Origin of the sequence: Streptomyces sp. DT224, assembly GCF_049844595.1 — a bacterium.
Classification (GTDB): domain Bacteria; phylum Actinomycetota; class Actinomycetes; order Streptomycetales; family Streptomycetaceae; genus Streptomyces.
In genome coordinates this window covers 390125-404778 of record NZ_JBNCLI010000009.1, presented here as the reverse complement: position 1 = coordinate 404778, position 14654 = coordinate 390125, and the positions used below count along the sequence as shown (strand labels likewise).

Below are 14654 nucleotides of genomic sequence, written 5' to 3'. Positions count from 1 at the left end.
GGAACAATCCAACTCCACGTACCCCGACCCATGACGAGCTCAACGAGCCAACCCCCACATAGGACACGGTCTTAGAGATCGTCTCAACTGGCCTGATTAGTAGGCTGACTGGGTGATGACGATGGTGGAACGTCTGATCCCGGATGGGTTGTGGGAATTGTTTCAGCGGGTGGTACCGGCTCCTCCGGTACGGCCCCAAGGTGGGGGCCGACGTCGATACGGGGACCGGCAGGTGCTCGCGGCCATCGTGTTGGTGGCCACGACAGGCTGCCGTGGCGCCAACTGCTTCCGGGCTTCGGCCCGTCTGAGCCCACTGCACATCACCGCTTCACCGAGTGGGCCCGGGCACGTGTCTGGGGCAAGCTCCACCGCCTGGTCCTGGACGAACTCGGCGCCCGGGGCGAGCTGGACTGGTCGCGGTGCGCGATCGACTCGGTGAACATGCGGGCGACGGAAGGGGGGGACCTGACGGGTCCGAATCCCGTAGATCGCGGCAAGAAGGGCTCAAAGATCCACTTGATCACCGAGCGGACCGGTCTGCCCCTCTCCATCGGCATCTCCGCCGCGAACACCCACGACAGCCAGGGCCTTGAACCCCTGGTGCGCGGCATCCCACCGATCCGCTCCCGGCGCGGGCCCCGCCGGCGACGGCCCGCCAGACTCCACGCCGACAAGGGCTACGACTACGACGAACTGCGCAAATGGCTCCGCAACCGGAACATTGTCCCGCGCATCGCCCGCAGGGGAATCGAATCCTCCCAGCGGCTTGGCCGCCACCGGTGGACCATAGAGCGTACCGTGGCATGGCTGGCCGGGTGCCGCCGCCTGCGCCGGCGCTACGAACGCAAGGCCGAACACTTCCTGGCCTTCGCCGGGATCGCCGCCACCCTGATCTGACACCGCAGACTCGCGATCTGACCAGCGATGGAATGGTCCAGTTGTCCGGTGGTCACTGCCAGTTGGCTGCCTTGATTACGGACACGGCGGCGTCGGGGACGGACGCGGTGGTGGTGTCTATGGTGAAGTCGTCGACTGCGGCCCGGCTGAGGATTGCGTCCAGTTCAGCGGACCGGTCCAGGTGCCATTGCAGCGCTTCGGGCTCCTTGTCGTGGCGCTGAGCCAGACGCCGGTGGATGACTGGCAGTTCGGCCCGCAACCAGCACACCGTGAGATCGACGCCTACGGCATCGGCCATTTTCTTCCGCTCGTTCTGGTGCTCGACCACGCCGGCGAGTACGAGGCGCGTTGCTCCCGCATCGAGGTAGTTGCCAGCAATGCTCCGCAGGTTTCGCAGCAGCATGCCGGAATTGAAGCGGTCGCCGGGAGGCGCGGGCCACGACTTCCTCAGCCAGTCGAGGTCGAGCACGGCATGAGATACCCCGGCGTCGGCAAGAAGGTCGCCCACCGCCTCGGCCACGGTGGTCTTACCCACACCCACAGTGCCGTTGACCAAGAGAGCCTGCGCGTTCCAAGGGCTGTCTGAGTGCATCTCGGCATCGTATGTCAAGGAACGCGGGCCTCGTATGTGCACTCCTGTTGAGAGTCGTCGACAGGAAGTGAAGTCCCAATCGAGATGACTTCTTAGACCGTGTCCTATGTGGGGGTTGGCTCGTTGAGCTCGTCATGGGTCGGGGTACGTGGAGTTGGATTGTTCCGGACGGGTTGTGGGAGATCGCGGAGCCGCTGATCCCGCCGTCGAAGGTGCGGCCGCAGGGCGGTGGGACGCAGGACACGCCTGATGAGACGCTGTTCGCCGCGATCATCTACGTTCTGGTCAGCGGATGTGCTTGGCGGGCGCTGCCACCGTGCTTCGGGATATCGAAGTCGACGGCCCACCGCAGGTTCCTGATCTGGTCGAGAGCCGGTGTCTGGGGCCGGCTGCACGAAGAGATCCTGCACCGCCTGGACGACGCCGGCCTGCTCGACCTCTCCCGGGCCGTGCTCGACTCCGCCCACGTGAGGGCTAAAAAAGGGGCGAACTCACAGGTCCGAGCCCCGTGGACCGGGGCAAGCCGGGTTCCAAGATGCACGTCCTGTCGGACGCGAACGGACTGCCCCTACTCGTCGGCCTCTCCGCGGCCAACACCCACGACAGCCTCGCCCTGAAGCCCATGATCACAGGTCACCAAACGAGACACGACCCCCACCGTGGCCGCTACTTCAAGCCCCAGCGCCTCCACGCGGACAAGGCATACGACGTCCCTCACCTGCGGCGATGGCTATGGGGCAAGCACATCGGCGTACGCATCGCCCGCAAGGGAGTCGAATCCAGCGAACGGTTAGGCCGCCGCCGTTGGGTCATCGAGCGGACGATGTCCTGGCTGGCCGGCTACCGCAGGCTCAACCACCGCTACGAACGCCAACCCCGCAACTACCTGGCCTTTCTCGGCCTCGCCGCAGCACTCTGCTGCTACAAACGACTCGCCCGACACGCCACATAGGACACGGTCTAAGCCCTGTCGGCCCGTGGGGCAGACGCCCAGCGGTCCGCATCGGCGTACGCGGTCTCCAGCGGGCCGAAGATCCGCGGTGCGGCGGGGACGACGCCGCCGGGGCCGAGCCGGGCGGCGATGCCCGAGCGTTCCAGGAGCCGGAGCAGGGCGGGCTCGACGCCGCACAGGATCAGCCGGCCGCCCTGGTCCTCCAGGCGGGCGGCGTAGCGGTCGAGGAGCTTGAGCATCGCCGAGGAGGGCACGTCGGGCAGGGCGCGGACGGTCAGGACCAGGACCGCCCCGCGCGCCCCGTCCACCGCGGGCAGCTGGTTCTCGATCCTGGGCAGCTCGGCGAAGAAGGAGGAGCCCGCGTACTCCAGGACGGTGACCGTTCCTGGTGCGAGGGCGGTCGGCGGTTCGGTGGTCTCCCAGTGTCCGGGGCCATCGGCTCCGTCCGGGGTGCGGCGCAGGGCCAGGAGCTTCGCCTGCCGCGCGGCCTGGGCGCAGTACAGCAGGAGCGAGAGCACGGCGCCCAGGACGATGGCCTGCTGGAGGGGGATCTGGGTGGTGGCCAGGAAGGTGAGGATCATCGCCGCCGACGACATCCGTGAGGTGCGCAGGACGAGGAGGATGTCGTGGCGCTTGCCCCAGATGAGTTCGCCGCCGACGACCAGGATCAGCCCGCCGATCACGGGCATCGGGATGCGCTCGGCGAGCGAACCGGCCACCAGGACGACCAGGGCGAGGAAGACGCCGGAGACGACTCCGGCCCAGCGGGTGCGGGCCCCGGCCGAGACGGCGACGCCGGTACGCGAGAGCGAACCGCCCGAGGGCATCGCCTGGAACAGGCCGCCCGCGAGGTTGGCGTAACCCTGTGAGCGGAAGTCACCGTTGACGTCGGAGCGGGCGCCGTCCGGGTTCGGCATCGACGGCGCGATCCCCGCGGCCTGGGCGAGGCCGACCAGCGCCACCGAGAACGCCCCGCCGATCAGGTGCGGCACGGCGGACAGGTCCGGCGCGGTGAAGGACGGCAGGGCCGTGGGGATGGCGGCGATGTCCTTGACCAGCTCCACGTCGGTGGAGAGGAGCGCCGCCCCGATGCTGGTCACGACCATCGCGATCAGCAGGGCGACGGGTTCGAGGCGTTTGACGGCTCGGGCCGCCGCCCAGATCGCGATCGTGACGGCGGCGGTGGCGGTCGCCGCGCCCTGCCAGCTCCCGACGTGCACCAGCCAGTCGACGAGCTGGTAGAGCTTGTTGTGCCCCTGCGGCGTATAGGCGGTGGCGTCCTTCAGTACGCCCGTCATGATCTGCAGGGCGATGCCGGTGGAGAAGCCGGTCATCACCGCGTTCGACACGAAGCTCATGACCGCGCCCAGCCGCAGGACGCCCAGGAGCAGCATCGCCGCGCCGACCATCACGGTCAGCACGGCCACATTCCCGGCGTCCTTGGGGTCGAGCCCCGCGTCCGACAGGACACTCTTCGAGGTCAGGGCGATGGCGCTGGTCAGCGTGGTGACCATGAGGACGGTACGGGAGGTCAGCGAGCCCACGATCGCGGGCACGACGCCCGCGTAAAGCCCGGCGACCGGGTTGAACCCGGCGATCGAGGCGTACGCCATCCCCTCGGGGATGGAGAACAGACCGGTCACCGCCCCGGAGGCCGCGTCCGAAGCCTTCGGCCGGCCCAGTCCGGCGAGCGCACGACGGACCCGGCTCGTGGCCGCCTGCTTCACGAGAGGCCGGTGATCGCGTCACCGATGTACTTGACGCCGAGCACCACGAGGACGGTGGCCATGATCGCCGCATTGTGGGCGGACATCCACTCCTTCCACCCGCCCAGCACCCGGGCCGAGCGACTGCCGCCCAGCAGGTAGACACCGAGTGGCAGCAGCGTGCACAGGGAGCCGATGAGCACCATCAGCACGGCGGCCACCGTCTTGCCCGCACCCGACGCGTCGGCGGTCGCGATCGAGACGGCACCGCCGACGCCCAGGGCCAGGTTCTTGGGGTTGGCCGCCACCAGCGCGACCGCGAGCCCGGCCGCCTTGGCCGGGGTGAACCGGTCCAGGGCCCGCATCCACTTCGGCGCCGCGGCCTCGTGCCCCTCGCGTGGCCGGCCGCGCCACTGCTTGTACGCCATCAGTACGAAGAGCACGCCCAGGGCCAGCTTGAGCCAGTACGCCCAGGAGGGCTTCTCCCCCTCGGTGTGCAGCCCGCTGCCCGCCGCCACGACGACGGCGACGACGGCCGCCAGGCCCGCCACCCAGCCCGCGGTGAACGCGATGCCGTTCGTCCGCCCCTTGGGGGTGGCCAGCATCAGGATCACCGCGATCAGCGGCAGCGGGCTGATCGCGATGCCCACCGCCGAGGTGAGCATCGCTCCGATCGCCTCGCCCATGTGTGCCTCCTCGTCCCCGGCCCTTCCATTGAGCACCGCCCCCACCGCCCCTCGCCCGCAGGGCGCAGCCACATGGGGGCCCCTACGCCGGATGCGCCTCCCGCCAGGCCCCCATGGACCGGTCCCACTCCTCCCCCGTCAGCGCCGTGAGCGACGCCGGGAACAGGCCGTCCTCCTCCTTGGCGATGTGGTGGTGCAGCTCGTCCACCGCCTCGCGCAGCCGGACGACGTCCTCCTCGCGGCTCAGGTCGATCCCCCGCAGGAACGCGCCGAGTTCGCGGTGCTCGCGTACGAGCGCGTCGATGTAGTCCGCGTACTCCGGATCGGCGCTCATCACCGCGAAGAGCCCCTGCTCCTCGCCCCGCCAGTGCGCCACGAGCTCGCGCTCCATGCGGGCGACCAGACCCGGGACGAGGGCCCGGTCCCCGTCGTCCAGCGCGCGCAGGGCCGCGCCCGCCGTGTCCGTGACGGACTCGTGCTCCGCGATGAACTCCTTGATCAGCGGGATCTCCCGGCAGCCGCAGTAGTGGCACATATGCGGCACTTTGCCATATATGTCAGCGCCTACGCGTCGCGCCCGCGCAGCAGCAGACCGCCCGCCAGCAGCGCGGCCGCCGCCCATGCCCCGAGCACGCCCAGTCCGGCCCAGGGGCCGATGGGCAGCGCGTCCAGATGGACCGTGGCCTGCACCGCGAGGCCGGCGGGCATGGGTGAGACCTGTTGGAGGTGGCGCTGCCACTCCGGGTCCTGGACCACCCCGATCACGACCGGGAACACGTAGAGCAGCCCGAGCACGATCCCGATGGCGGGCGCCGCCTCCCGTACGGCGGTCGCCACACCGAGGCCGAGCAGGGCGACAAGGGCGAGGTAGAGCACCGAGCCCACGGCCGCGCGCAGGGTCGGGCCGTCGGCCAGGGTCAACGGGGCGTAGCCGTGCGCCTCGGTGAATCCGCTGCCGGGCAGGATGAGGCGCCCGCCGAGGAGCGAGGCCAGGACAGCCGCCGTTCCGGAGGCCAGGACGACCGCCGTGAGGACCGTCGCCTTGGCCGCGAACACGGCCATCCGGTCCGGCATCGCCGTGAGCGTCGTACGGATCATGCCGGTCCCGTACTCCCCGCTGACGGCCAGCACCGCGAGGACGGCCACGACGGCCTGGCCGACGGTGACCCCGGTCAGGGCGACCCGCACGGCGTCCTCGCCGCATCCCGTGTCCGGGCACTTCACGGCCTCGGCCGTGCCGCAGCCGACCGCCACGGTCATCGCGACGGCGAGCAGGAGCAGCCTGCCCAGGTCCCCCGCCGTGCGCAGCTTCGTCCACTCCGCGCGAAGGGCGCTCATACGTCCCTCCCGCGCAGCCGCACCACGGCCAGCCCGTGAGCGAGCGCCGCGTACCCGCACAGCACGGCGAGCCCCGCCCACGGCGCGAGCGGGAAGTACCCGGTCGACGGCTCGTACACGCTGAGCACCTGCGCGTACCGCGGCAGCGTCTGCTGCACGGCGAAGCCCGCGGCCGGGGTCACCCGCAGCAGCCACTCCGAGACGCCCGCGGGCAGCGCGCCGGAGGCGGCGAGCAGGAACGGCAGCACCAGCGACGCGACGACCAGCGCGACCGCCGTGCCGCTGCGCCGCAGCAGCGCACCGGCCCCGAGCGCGAAGACGGCGGCGGCCGCGCAGAGCAGGCCGGTCCCGGCCACGACCCGCAGTTCGGTCGCCGCCGTGACGGGGAGGACGAGGAAGCCCCTGCCGCGCGCACCGCTCGCACCGAGGGGAAGCACGACCGCCGCGGCCACCAGGCCGACAGCGCCCGCGACGCCCCCGGCCACCAGCGCCTTGGCGCCGAGCACCCTGCCTCGCAAAGGCGTCGCCGTCATGGTCGTACGCAGCAGACCCCGCCGGTACTCGCCGGTGATGGAGACCGCGCCTACGGCGATCACGGCGATCAGCCCGGCGAAGGTGCCGACGAGGAAGTCCTCGACGGAGAAGCCGACGCCCATCACGGGCCCGCCGACGACCGGTGCGATGTCACCGGCCCCGGTCACGGTGAACCCGTCGCCGGTCCGGGTGAAGCCGCCCTTGAGGGTGTTCGTGTAGCTGCCGGAGGTGCCCGCGTCGCCGCCCACTTGCGTGCCGCTCCACGGGGCCCGCGACCAGTCGCCGGTGAGGGCGGGGCGGCCGAAGGTGCCGGTGGCCACGGCGGGAACGAAGCCCGCGCCCGCCCCGGTGCCCCGCTTCGCCTGCGGCGACGTGGCGAAGAGCCCGGCCCGCACAGTGCGCCCGAGCCCGGACAGCCTCGCCCGGCCGACCTCGGTCCAGCGGGAGCCGTCGGCGGAGGCGTAACCGGTGAGACGGTCGCCGGAGCGGACCAGGCGCAGCCACCCCTGCGGCGCCCCGGGGCCCGCCGTGTCGTGCGTGTAGTCGTACTGCATGCGGACGCCGTGAGCACCGGTGGCCATGAGCGCCGCGTACGGCGATCCCTGGGCGAGGCTCTCCTTCACGATGATCCCGGCCTTCGCCCAGGGCTGGACGCCGCGAGCGGTCCCGCCGGTTCCGGCGTCGGCCACACCGGTCAGGGAGCGCAGTTCGACGGTGAGGGCGCCATCGCCGGTGAGGGTCCGGTGCACGAAGGAGAAGCTGTCGTTGACGGCCTCTCCGCCCGGGCCACGCGGATACGAGGAGGAGCCGCCGCCACCGGGAGCGGGGGCGGCCGTTCCGAGCAGGCCGACCACGATCGTCGCCAGGAACGCCCCGGCCATGGTGAGGACCCAGCCCCGTACCGTACGGAACTTCGTCCACTCAGCGTGCAGCGTCGCGAGGAAGCCGGTGCGCCCCGTGCGGAAGCCGCTCATCGCGTGCCCTCCCCCGCCGGAACGCCCCGGTACTCCACCGCGTCCCGGGTCAGCTCCATGTACGCCTCCTCCAGCGTCGCCCGGTGCGCGGACACCTGCGAGAACGGCACCCCGGTCCGGGCGAGCAGGGCCACGACCGCCTCGTCGGCCAGGCCCGTGACGCCGAGGGTGCCGGGGCCGGTCGCGAGCACGGCGGCGCCCGCGCCACGCAGGACCTCGGCGGCGCGCTCCGGCGCGGAGGTGCGCAGGACGACCCGGTCGCCGGACGCCTCGGCGAGCAGGCCGGCGACGCTGGTGTCCGCGAGGACCCGGCCGCGCCCGATCACGACGAGGTGGTCGGCGGTGTCCTCCAGTTCGCCCATCAGGTGGCTGGAGACCAGGACGGCACGCCCGCCCCGGGCCAGCGACGACAGGAAGCCGCGCATCCACACGATGCCGTCGGGATCGAGGCCGTTGAACGGTTCGTCCAGCATGATCACCGGCGGGTCGCCGAGGAGCGCCGCCGCGATGCCCAGGCGCTGGCGCATCCCCAGCGAGAAGCCGCCCGCCCTGCGCCGGGCCGCCGGGCCCAGTCCGGCCTGTTCGATGACCTCGTCCACGCGCCGGGCCGGCACACCCTGGGAGTGGGCCAGCCACAGCAGGTGGTTACGGGCGGTACGGCTCGGCTGCACCGCGGAGGCGTCGAGCAGAGCCCCCAGATGCCGGAGCGGCCGGCGCAGGGTGCGGTACGGCACCCCGCCGACCAGGGCCTTCCCCTCCTCGGCCGCGTCGAGGCCCAGGATGACGCGCATGGTGGTGGACTTGCCCGCGCCGTTCGGGCCGACGAAGCCGGTCACCCGGCCGGGGCGCACGGTGAACGTCATGCCGTCCAAAGCCAGTCGGGGCCCGAAGCGTTTGCGGAGACCGATGACCTCGATCGTCGCGCTCGTACTCTCATCACTCATGGCCCCACCCTGGAAGGGGAGGCGTCACAGGAGCCGAACGGCCGCTGTCATCCCGCTGTTAGGCGCCTCGGCCTAGCCTGACCCGTACCGGCCGTGGCGAGAGGGGAGCACGCGCATGACATGGGGTCCTCCCCGACGGCTCACGGGCCTGCGCCGCACCACCGCCCGCACCCGTTTCACCGCCCTGTACGTGACGCTGTTCCTGCTGTCGGGAACGGCACTGCTCGCCATCGCGGCCCTGGTGGCCTCCGGCGGATCGCGGGACAGCCGGACCGCCCCCGGTGGCGGCACACCCGCGACGGCGGCACAGGCCCAGGGCCTCATTGACGACCTGGAGCAGCAACTGGCCCAGGCGCACGACACCCAGACCCAGCAGATCCTGCTCGGCTGCGCCATCGCCCTCGGCGTCATGGTGGTCGCCTCGGCCGGACTCGGCTGGTTCGTCGCGGGCCGGGTGCTGCGCCCGCTGCGCGTCATGACGGCGGCCACCCGCCGGATCACCGCCGACGGCCTGCACGAACGCCTGGCCATGGACGGGCCCGGCGACGAGGTGAAGGAGCTCGCCGACACGATCGACGATCTCCTCGGCCGCCTGGAGAGCTCCTTCGAGGGCCAGCGCCTCTTCGTCGCGAACGCCTCCCACGAACTGCGCACCCCGCTCACCACGATGCGGGCCTCGCTGGACGTGGCCCTGGCCAAGCCGGGGCCGGTCCCCGAGGCCACGGCCACGCTGGCCGCCCGGATGCGCGCCGAGCTCGACCAGGTGGACCGGCTGCTGGAGAACTTCCTCGTCCTGGCCCGCGGCCGCCGGGGCGAGTTCACCGACACGACGCGTCTCGCCCTCGCCCCGCTCGTCCGGGCCGCGCTGGCGGACCGCGCGGACGACATCGCGGCCGGCGGCCTGACCGTGCGCGAGGACCGGACCGACGGGACCGCGTGGGTGTCCGGCAGCCCGACGCTCCTGCGCCGCGCCGTGGACAACGTGGTCGACAACGCCATCGTGCACAACGGCCCCGGCGGCTGGATCGGTGTCGCGGTCCGGGCCGAGGAAGGCGCGGTGTCGCTGGCCGTGGAGTCGGGCGGACCGGTGCTCGACCAGGGGCGGGTGGCGGACCTCGTCCAGCCCTTCCGGCGCCTGGGCGGCGACCGGACCGCCACCGGCCGGGGCAGCGGCCTCGGGCTCTCCATCGTCGCGGCGATCACCCGCGCCCACGGCGGCACCCTGGACCTGTGCGCCCGCGCCGAAGGCGGACTGCGCGTCACGCTCACCCTGCCCGTCGCGGACACGGAGGTGGCACCGTGAGAGTCCTGGTGGTCGAAGACGCCCACACCCTCGCCGAGGTCGTCGCCGAGGGGCTGCGCGACCAGGGCATGGCCGTGGACGTGGCGCACGACGGGCTCGACGCCGCGGCCAAGCTGGACGCCACCGCGTACGACGTCGTCGTGCTCGACCGGGACCTGCCGGGCATCCACGGCGACACCCTCTGCCGGATGATCACCGAGCGGGACGGCCGCGCGATGGTCCTGATGCTGACCGCCGCCGGCTCCCCCGGGGACCGGGTCAGCGGCCTGACTCTGGGCGCCGACGACTATCTGGGCAAGCCGTTCCACTTCCCCGAGCTCGTCCTCCGCATCCGCGCCCTGGCCCGCCGCCGCCCCGCCGCCCGCCCCCGCACCCTGAGCGCGGCGGGCATCGAGCTCGACCCGACGCTCCGGACCGCCGGGCGCGACGGCCGCCGGCTCGACCTCTCGGTCAAGGAGTTCGCGGTCCTCGAAGCGCTCCTGGCCGCGAGCCCCGCCTTCCTGAGCGCGGAGGACTTGCTCGAACAAGTCTGGGACGAGCACGCCGACCCGTTCACCAACACGGTCGCCGTGACCATCAGCCGCCTGCGCCGCAAGCTCGGCGCCCCCGGAGTCATCACCACCACCCCAGGGGTGGGCTACCGGATCGCCGGGCCGCCCGCCCTCTGACAGACTCCCGCCATGCATGTACGTACCACTCAAGCCTGGGACCTGCGCCCCGCCGCCCCCGGCGACCTGGACGACATAGTCGAGCTCCGGGCCGTCGTGATGCGCCCCGACCTGGTCCGCCTCGGCCGCTACGACGAGCACCGGGTGCGGCAGCGGATGCGCGACTCGTACGTCCCCGAGCACACCTCGGTCATCGTCGTGGACGGCCGGTTCGCTGGGAGCGTGACGCTGCGGCCGTACGAGGACGGGTGGTGCCTGGAGAGCTTCTTCCTGGACGAGGCGCTCCAGGGACGGGGCATCGGCTCCGGCGTACTGCGGCGCCTGCTGGCGCGTACGGACGCCGAAGGGGCGCCCGTGCGGCTCAACGTGCTCCAGGGCAGCGCCGCGCGGCGGCTGTACGAGCGGCACGGCTTCGTGACCGAGCGGGAGGATCCGGTGGACGTGTTCATGATCCGGCGGCCCGGGGCTGCCGCGTAAGCCCGTAGAACCCGAAGGGCCCCGCCCCACCGCGTGAACGGTGGGACGGGGCCCTTCTTGGTGCTCTGTGCGGAGCTACCAGGTCAAACCAACAAGGACTTACTTGTTGATCTTGGTGACCTGGCCGGCGCCCACGGTCCGGCCACCCTCACGGATGGCGAACTTCAGGCCCTCCTCCATGGCGACCGGCTGGATCAGCTGGACCGACATGACGGTGTTGTCGCCCGGCATGACCATCTCGGTGCCCTCGGGGAGGGTCACGACGCCGGTCACGTCCGTGGTACGGAAGTAGAACTGCGGGCGGTAGTTGTTGAAGAAGGGGGTGTGACGGCCACCCTCGTCCTTCGACAGGATGTAGGCCTGGGCCTCGAACTCGGTGTGCGGCGTGACCGAACCGGGCTTGATGATGACCTGGCCGCGCTCGACGTCCTCGCGCTTGATGCCACGGAGGAGCAGACCGACGTTCTCACCGGCCTGGCCCTCGTCGAGCAGCTTGCGGAACATCTCGATGCCGGTGACCGTGGTGGTGGTCTTCTCCTGCTTGATGCCCACGATGTCAACGGTCTCGTTGACCTTGAGGACACCACGCTCGATACGACCGGTGACGACGGTGCCACGACCGGTGATCGTGAAGACGTCCTCGATCGGCATCAGGAACGGCTTGTCGACGTCGCGCTCGGGCTGCGGGATGTTCTCGTCCACGGCCTTCATGAGCTCGAGGACGGTGTTGCCCCACTCCTTGTCGCCCTCGAGGGCCTTGAGCGCCGAGACCTTGACGACCGGAAGGTCGTCGCCCGGGAACTCGTACTCGGAGAGCAGCTCGCGGACCTCGAGCTCTACGAGCTCCAGGATCTCCTCGTCGTCCACCATGTCGGCCTTGTTCAGGGCGACGACGATGTACGGGACGCCGACCTGGCGGGCCAGGAGCACGTGCTCCTTGGTCTGCGGCATCGGGCCGTCGGTGGCGGCGACCACGAGGATGGCGCCGTCCATCTGCGCGGCACCGGTGATCATGTTCTTGATGTAGTCCGCGTGACCCGGGCAGTCGACGTGCGCGTAGTGACGCGACTCCGTCTGGTACTCGACGTGCGCGATCGAGATGGTGATACCGCGCTGGCGCTCCTCGGGAGCCTTGTCGATCTGGTCGAAGGCCGAGGCCTCGTTCAGGTCCGGGTACGCGTCGTGCAGCACCTTGGTAATGGCGGCCGTGAGGGTCGTCTTACCGTGGTCGATGTGACCGATGGTGCCGATGTTGACGTGCGGCTTAGTCCGCTCGAACTTTGCCTTCGCCACTGGGGTCCTCCTGAGTGGTTCTGTACGCCTTGCTTCATCGGCGCCAGGTGATCTTTGCTGGGATGCCGGTGCCGGGGGCATTCGCCACGCTGCTTACGCGCTGCGACGAATGCCCGACCGGGCTCCGGTGATAAGCCTAAAGCGTGTGCTCCGAAGAGTTACTCGCCCTTGGCCTTCGCGATGATCTCCTCGGCGACGTTCCGCGGAACCTCGGCGTAGGAGTCGAACTGCATCGAGTAGCTTGCGCGACCCGAGGTCTTGCTGCGGAGGTCTCCGACGTAGCCGAACATCTCCGAGAGGGGCACGAGGCCCTTCACGACGCGAGCGCCGCTGCGCTCCTCCATGGCCTGGATCTGGCCACGGCGGGAGTTGAGGTCGCCGATGACATCGCCCATGTAGTCCTCGGGCGTGGTGACCTCGACGGCCATCATCGGCTCGAGGAGCACGGGGGACGCCTTGCGGGCACCCTCCTTGAACGCCTGCGAACCGGCGATCTTGAAGGCGAGTTCCGAGGAGTCGACCTCGTGGTAACCACCGTCGATCAGGGTGACGCGGACGCCCACCATCTCGTAACCGGCCAGGACGCCGAACTGCATGGCTTCCTGGGCACCCGCGTCCACCGAGGGGATGTACTCACGGGGGATGCGGCCACCGGTGACCTTGTTGACGAACTCGTACGACGCGTCGCCGCCCTCGAGGGGCTCGATGGCGATCTGCACCTTCGCGAACTGGCCGGTACCACCAGTCTGCTTCTTGTGCGTGTAGTCGATGCGCTCGACGGCCTTGCGGATCGTCTCGCGGTACGCGACCTGCGGCTTGCCGACGTTCGCCTCGACGCGGAACTCGCGCTTCATGCGGTCGACGAGCACCTCGAGGTGAAGCTCGCCCATACCACCGATGATGGTCTGGCCGGTCTCCTCGTCGGAGTGCACCTGGAAGGACGGGTCCTCCTCGGAGAGGCGCTGGATGGCGACACCCAGCTTCTCCTGGTCACCCTTGGACTTGGGCTCGATGGCGACCTGGATCACCGGCGCCGGGAAGTCCATGGACTCCAGGATGACCGGGTTCTTGTCGTCGCACAGCGTCTCACCGGTGGTGGTCTGCTTCAGGCCCATGACGGCGATGATGTCGCCGGCGCCCACCGAGTCGATCTCCTCACGCTTGTTCGCGTGCATGCGGTAGATCTTGCCGATGCGCTCCTTCTTGCCCTTGACGGAGTTCAGCACCGCGGTGCCGGCGTCCAAGCGACCGGAGTAGATCCGGACGAAGGTGAGCTTGCCGAGGTGCGGGTCGCTCGCGATCTTGAACGCCAGAGCCGACAGCGGCTCGTCGTCCGAAGGCTTGCGCTTGACGACCGTCTCGGGGTCCTTGGGGTCGTGGCCCTCGATGGCCTCGACGTCCAGGGGGGAAGGCAGGTAGCGGACGACCGCGTCGAGCAGGGGCTGGACGCCCTTGTTCTTGAACGCGGTGCCACAGAACACCGGGGTGACGGTGACGGAGTCGGCGCCGCCCTTGGAGGCCAGGGTGATGCGACGGATCGCCTCGTGCAGCTGCTCCTGGGTGGGCTCGGTGCCCTCCAGGTACAGCTCCATCATGGCGTCGTCGTTCTCGGCCACGGCCTCGAGCAGCTTGCCGCGCCACTCGTCCGCCTGCTCCTGGAGCTCGGCCGGGATGTCAACGACGTTGTACATCTCGCCCTTGGCGGCCTCTTCGGGGTACACGAACGCCTTCATCGACACCAGGTCGACGACGCCCGTGAAGTCCGCCTCGGCACCGATCGGCAGCTGCATGACGATCGGGGTCGCGCCGAGGCGGTCCACGATCATGCTGACGCAGCGCAGGAAGTCGGCGCCGGTGCGGTCGAGCTTGTTGACGAAGCAGATACGCGGCACGCCGTAGCGGTCCGCCTGACGCCAGACGGTCTCGGACTGCGGCTCGACGCCGGCCACACCGTCGAACACGGTGACGGCGCCGTCGAGGACGCGGAGCGAACGCTCCACCTCGACGGTGAAGTCGACGTGACCCGGGGTGTCGATGATGTTGATGGTGTGGTCAACATCGTTGAGCGGCCAGTGGCAGGTCGTCGCGGCGGACGTGATGGTGATGCCGCGCTCCTGCTCCTGCTCCATCCAGTCCATCGTGGCAGCGCCGTCGTGGACCTCACCGATCTTGTACGAAACGCCGGTGTAGAACAGGATCCGCTCAGTGGTGGTCGTCTTGCCCGCGTCGATGTGGGCCATGATCCCAATGTTGCGGACCTTGGCCAGGTCAAGCGAAGTGGTGGCCATAA

14 protein-coding genes are annotated in these 14654 nt (G+C 70.4%); 5 read left to right on the top strand and 9 right to left on the bottom strand.

Features of this window, described 5'->3' with window-relative positions; genetic code table 11:
* Positions 1-121 precede the first annotated feature (121 nt).
* Positions 122-897 (top strand): IS5 family transposase gene (locus tag ACLQ2N_RS24495; RefSeq protein ID WP_425816290.1). Its coding sequence is split into 2 segments (ribosomal slippage): positions 122-272 and positions 272-897, totalling 777 coding nucleotides; the frame shifts between segments, so codons are not numbered across the junction.
* 52 nt (positions 898-949) lie between these two features.
* Here ACLQ2N_RS24495 and ACLQ2N_RS24490 read toward each other — a convergent pair.
* Complete coding sequence (locus ACLQ2N_RS24490) at positions 950-1489, bottom strand: AAA family ATPase (RefSeq protein WP_425816266.1); 540 nt, start codon at positions 1487-1489, stop codon at positions 950-952.
* A gap of 134 nt (positions 1490-1623) precedes the next feature.
* Between ACLQ2N_RS24490 and ACLQ2N_RS24485 the strand changes: the two genes are divergently transcribed.
* A protein-coding gene (locus ACLQ2N_RS24485; protein ID WP_425816265.1) for an IS5 family transposase occupies positions 1624-2441 on the top strand; the annotation gives its coding sequence in 2 pieces (ribosomal slippage) (positions 1624-1972 and positions 1972-2441; 819 coding nt in all).
* 8 nt (positions 2442-2449) lie between these two features.
* Here ACLQ2N_RS24485 and ACLQ2N_RS24480 read toward each other — a convergent pair.
* The 6 genes from ACLQ2N_RS24480 to ACLQ2N_RS24455 all read right to left on the bottom strand — a co-directional run bounded on the left by ACLQ2N_RS24480 (position 2450) and on the right by ACLQ2N_RS24455 (position 8623).
* Positions 2450-4168, bottom strand: coding sequence for a SulP family inorganic anion transporter (locus ACLQ2N_RS24480; protein WP_425816264.1), 1719 nt, complete (start codon positions 4166-4168; stop codon positions 2450-2452).
* A complete protein-coding gene (locus ACLQ2N_RS24475) occupies positions 4165-4833 on the bottom strand; it encodes a GAP family protein (protein ID WP_425816263.1) in 669 nt (222 codons plus the stop codon). Before ACLQ2N_RS24475 ends, ACLQ2N_RS24480 begins: the two co-directional genes overlap by 4 nt.
* Positions 4834-4915: 82 nt before the next feature.
* Positions 4916-5368 (bottom strand): hemerythrin domain-containing protein, encoded by a 453-nt coding sequence (locus ACLQ2N_RS24470; RefSeq protein WP_425816262.1) that lies wholly within the window; start codon positions 5366-5368, stop codon positions 4916-4918.
* Between the two features lie 29 nt (positions 5369-5397).
* Positions 5398-6171 (bottom strand): ABC transporter permease, encoded by a 774-nt coding sequence (locus ACLQ2N_RS24465; protein ID WP_425816261.1) that lies wholly within the window; start codon positions 6169-6171, stop codon positions 5398-5400.
* Entirely contained in the window at positions 6168-7679 is a 1512-nt protein-coding gene (locus tag ACLQ2N_RS24460; protein WP_425816260.1) for an ABC transporter permease subunit, read from the bottom strand. The genes ACLQ2N_RS24465 and ACLQ2N_RS24460 overlap by 4 nt, the downstream gene beginning before the upstream one ends.
* The gene (locus tag ACLQ2N_RS24455; protein ID WP_425816259.1) at positions 7676-8623 is read right to left on the bottom strand and encodes an ABC transporter ATP-binding protein; all 948 of its coding nucleotides are present in this window, start codon (positions 8621-8623) and stop codon (positions 7676-7678) included. The genes ACLQ2N_RS24460 and ACLQ2N_RS24455 overlap by 4 nt, the downstream gene beginning before the upstream one ends.
* A gap of 115 nt (positions 8624-8738) precedes the next feature.
* Here ACLQ2N_RS24455 and ACLQ2N_RS24450 point away from each other — a divergent pair, with 115 nt between their 5' ends.
* Genes ACLQ2N_RS24450 through ACLQ2N_RS24440 form a run of 3 tightly spaced genes read left to right on the top strand, consistent with a single transcriptional unit; the run spans position 8739 to position 11071 of the window.
* Positions 8739-9926, top strand: a complete 1188-nt coding sequence (locus tag ACLQ2N_RS24450; protein ID WP_425816258.1) for a HAMP domain-containing sensor histidine kinase — start codon at positions 8739-8741, stop codon at positions 9924-9926.
* Positions 9923-10594 carry a response regulator transcription factor gene (locus ACLQ2N_RS24445; RefSeq protein ID WP_425816257.1) on the top strand — a complete coding sequence of 224 codons (672 nt, stop codon included), beginning with the start codon at positions 9923-9925 and terminating at the stop codon, positions 10592-10594. Before ACLQ2N_RS24450 ends, ACLQ2N_RS24445 begins: the two co-directional genes overlap by 4 nt.
* A gap of 12 nt (positions 10595-10606) precedes the next feature.
* Positions 10607-11071, top strand: a complete 465-nt coding sequence (locus ACLQ2N_RS24440) for a GNAT family N-acetyltransferase (RefSeq protein ID WP_425816256.1) — start codon at positions 10607-10609, stop codon at positions 11069-11071.
* Positions 11072-11170: 99 nt separating this feature from the next.
* Here the strand turns inward: ACLQ2N_RS24440 and tuf are convergent, their stop codons facing one another.
* Together tuf and fusA are read right to left on the bottom strand one after the other, a co-directional pair.
* A complete protein-coding gene (gene tuf, locus ACLQ2N_RS24435) occupies positions 11171-12364 on the bottom strand; it encodes an elongation factor Tu (RefSeq protein WP_018101246.1) in 1194 nt (397 codons plus the stop codon).
* 158 nt (positions 12365-12522) lie between these two features.
* On the bottom strand, positions 12523-14652 hold the full coding sequence (gene fusA, locus ACLQ2N_RS24430; RefSeq protein ID WP_073964451.1) for an elongation factor G: 2130 nt from the start codon (positions 14650-14652) through the stop codon (positions 12523-12525).
* Positions 14653-14654: the final 2 nt, after the last annotated feature.

What these genes read in the sequence shown, in the direction of transcription:
- ACLQ2N_RS24455 (WP_425816259.1), bottom strand. Translation starts at nt 8,623, where the DNA reads ATGAGTGATGAGAGTACGAGCGCGACGATCGAGGTCATCGGTCTCCGC.
- ACLQ2N_RS24450 (WP_425816258.1), top strand. Translation starts at nt 8,739, where the DNA reads ATGACATGGGGTCCTCCCCGACGGCTCACGGGCCTGCGCCGCACCACC.
- ACLQ2N_RS24460 (WP_425816260.1), bottom strand. Translation starts at nt 7,679, where the DNA reads ATGAGCGGCTTCCGCACGGGGCGCACCGGCTTCCTCGCGACGCTGCAC.
- fusA (WP_073964451.1), bottom strand. Translation starts at nt 14,652, where the DNA reads ATGGCCACCACTTCGCTTGACCTGGCCAAGGTCCGCAACATTGGGATC.
- ACLQ2N_RS24465 (WP_425816261.1), bottom strand. Translation starts at nt 6,171, where the DNA reads ATGAGCGCCCTTCGCGCGGAGTGGACGAAGCTGCGCACGGCGGGGGAC.
- ACLQ2N_RS24475 (WP_425816263.1), bottom strand. Translation starts at nt 4,833, where the DNA reads ATGGGCGAGGCGATCGGAGCGATGCTCACCTCGGCGGTGGGCATCGCG.
- ACLQ2N_RS24440 (WP_425816256.1), top strand. Translation starts at nt 10,607, where the DNA reads ATGCATGTACGTACCACTCAAGCCTGGGACCTGCGCCCCGCCGCCCCC.
- ACLQ2N_RS24490 (WP_425816266.1), bottom strand. Translation starts at nt 1,489, where the DNA reads ATGCACTCAGACAGCCCTTGGAACGCGCAGGCTCTCTTGGTCAACGGC.
- ACLQ2N_RS24470 (WP_425816262.1), bottom strand. Translation starts at nt 5,368, where the DNA reads ATGTGCCACTACTGCGGCTGCCGGGAGATCCCGCTGATCAAGGAGTTC.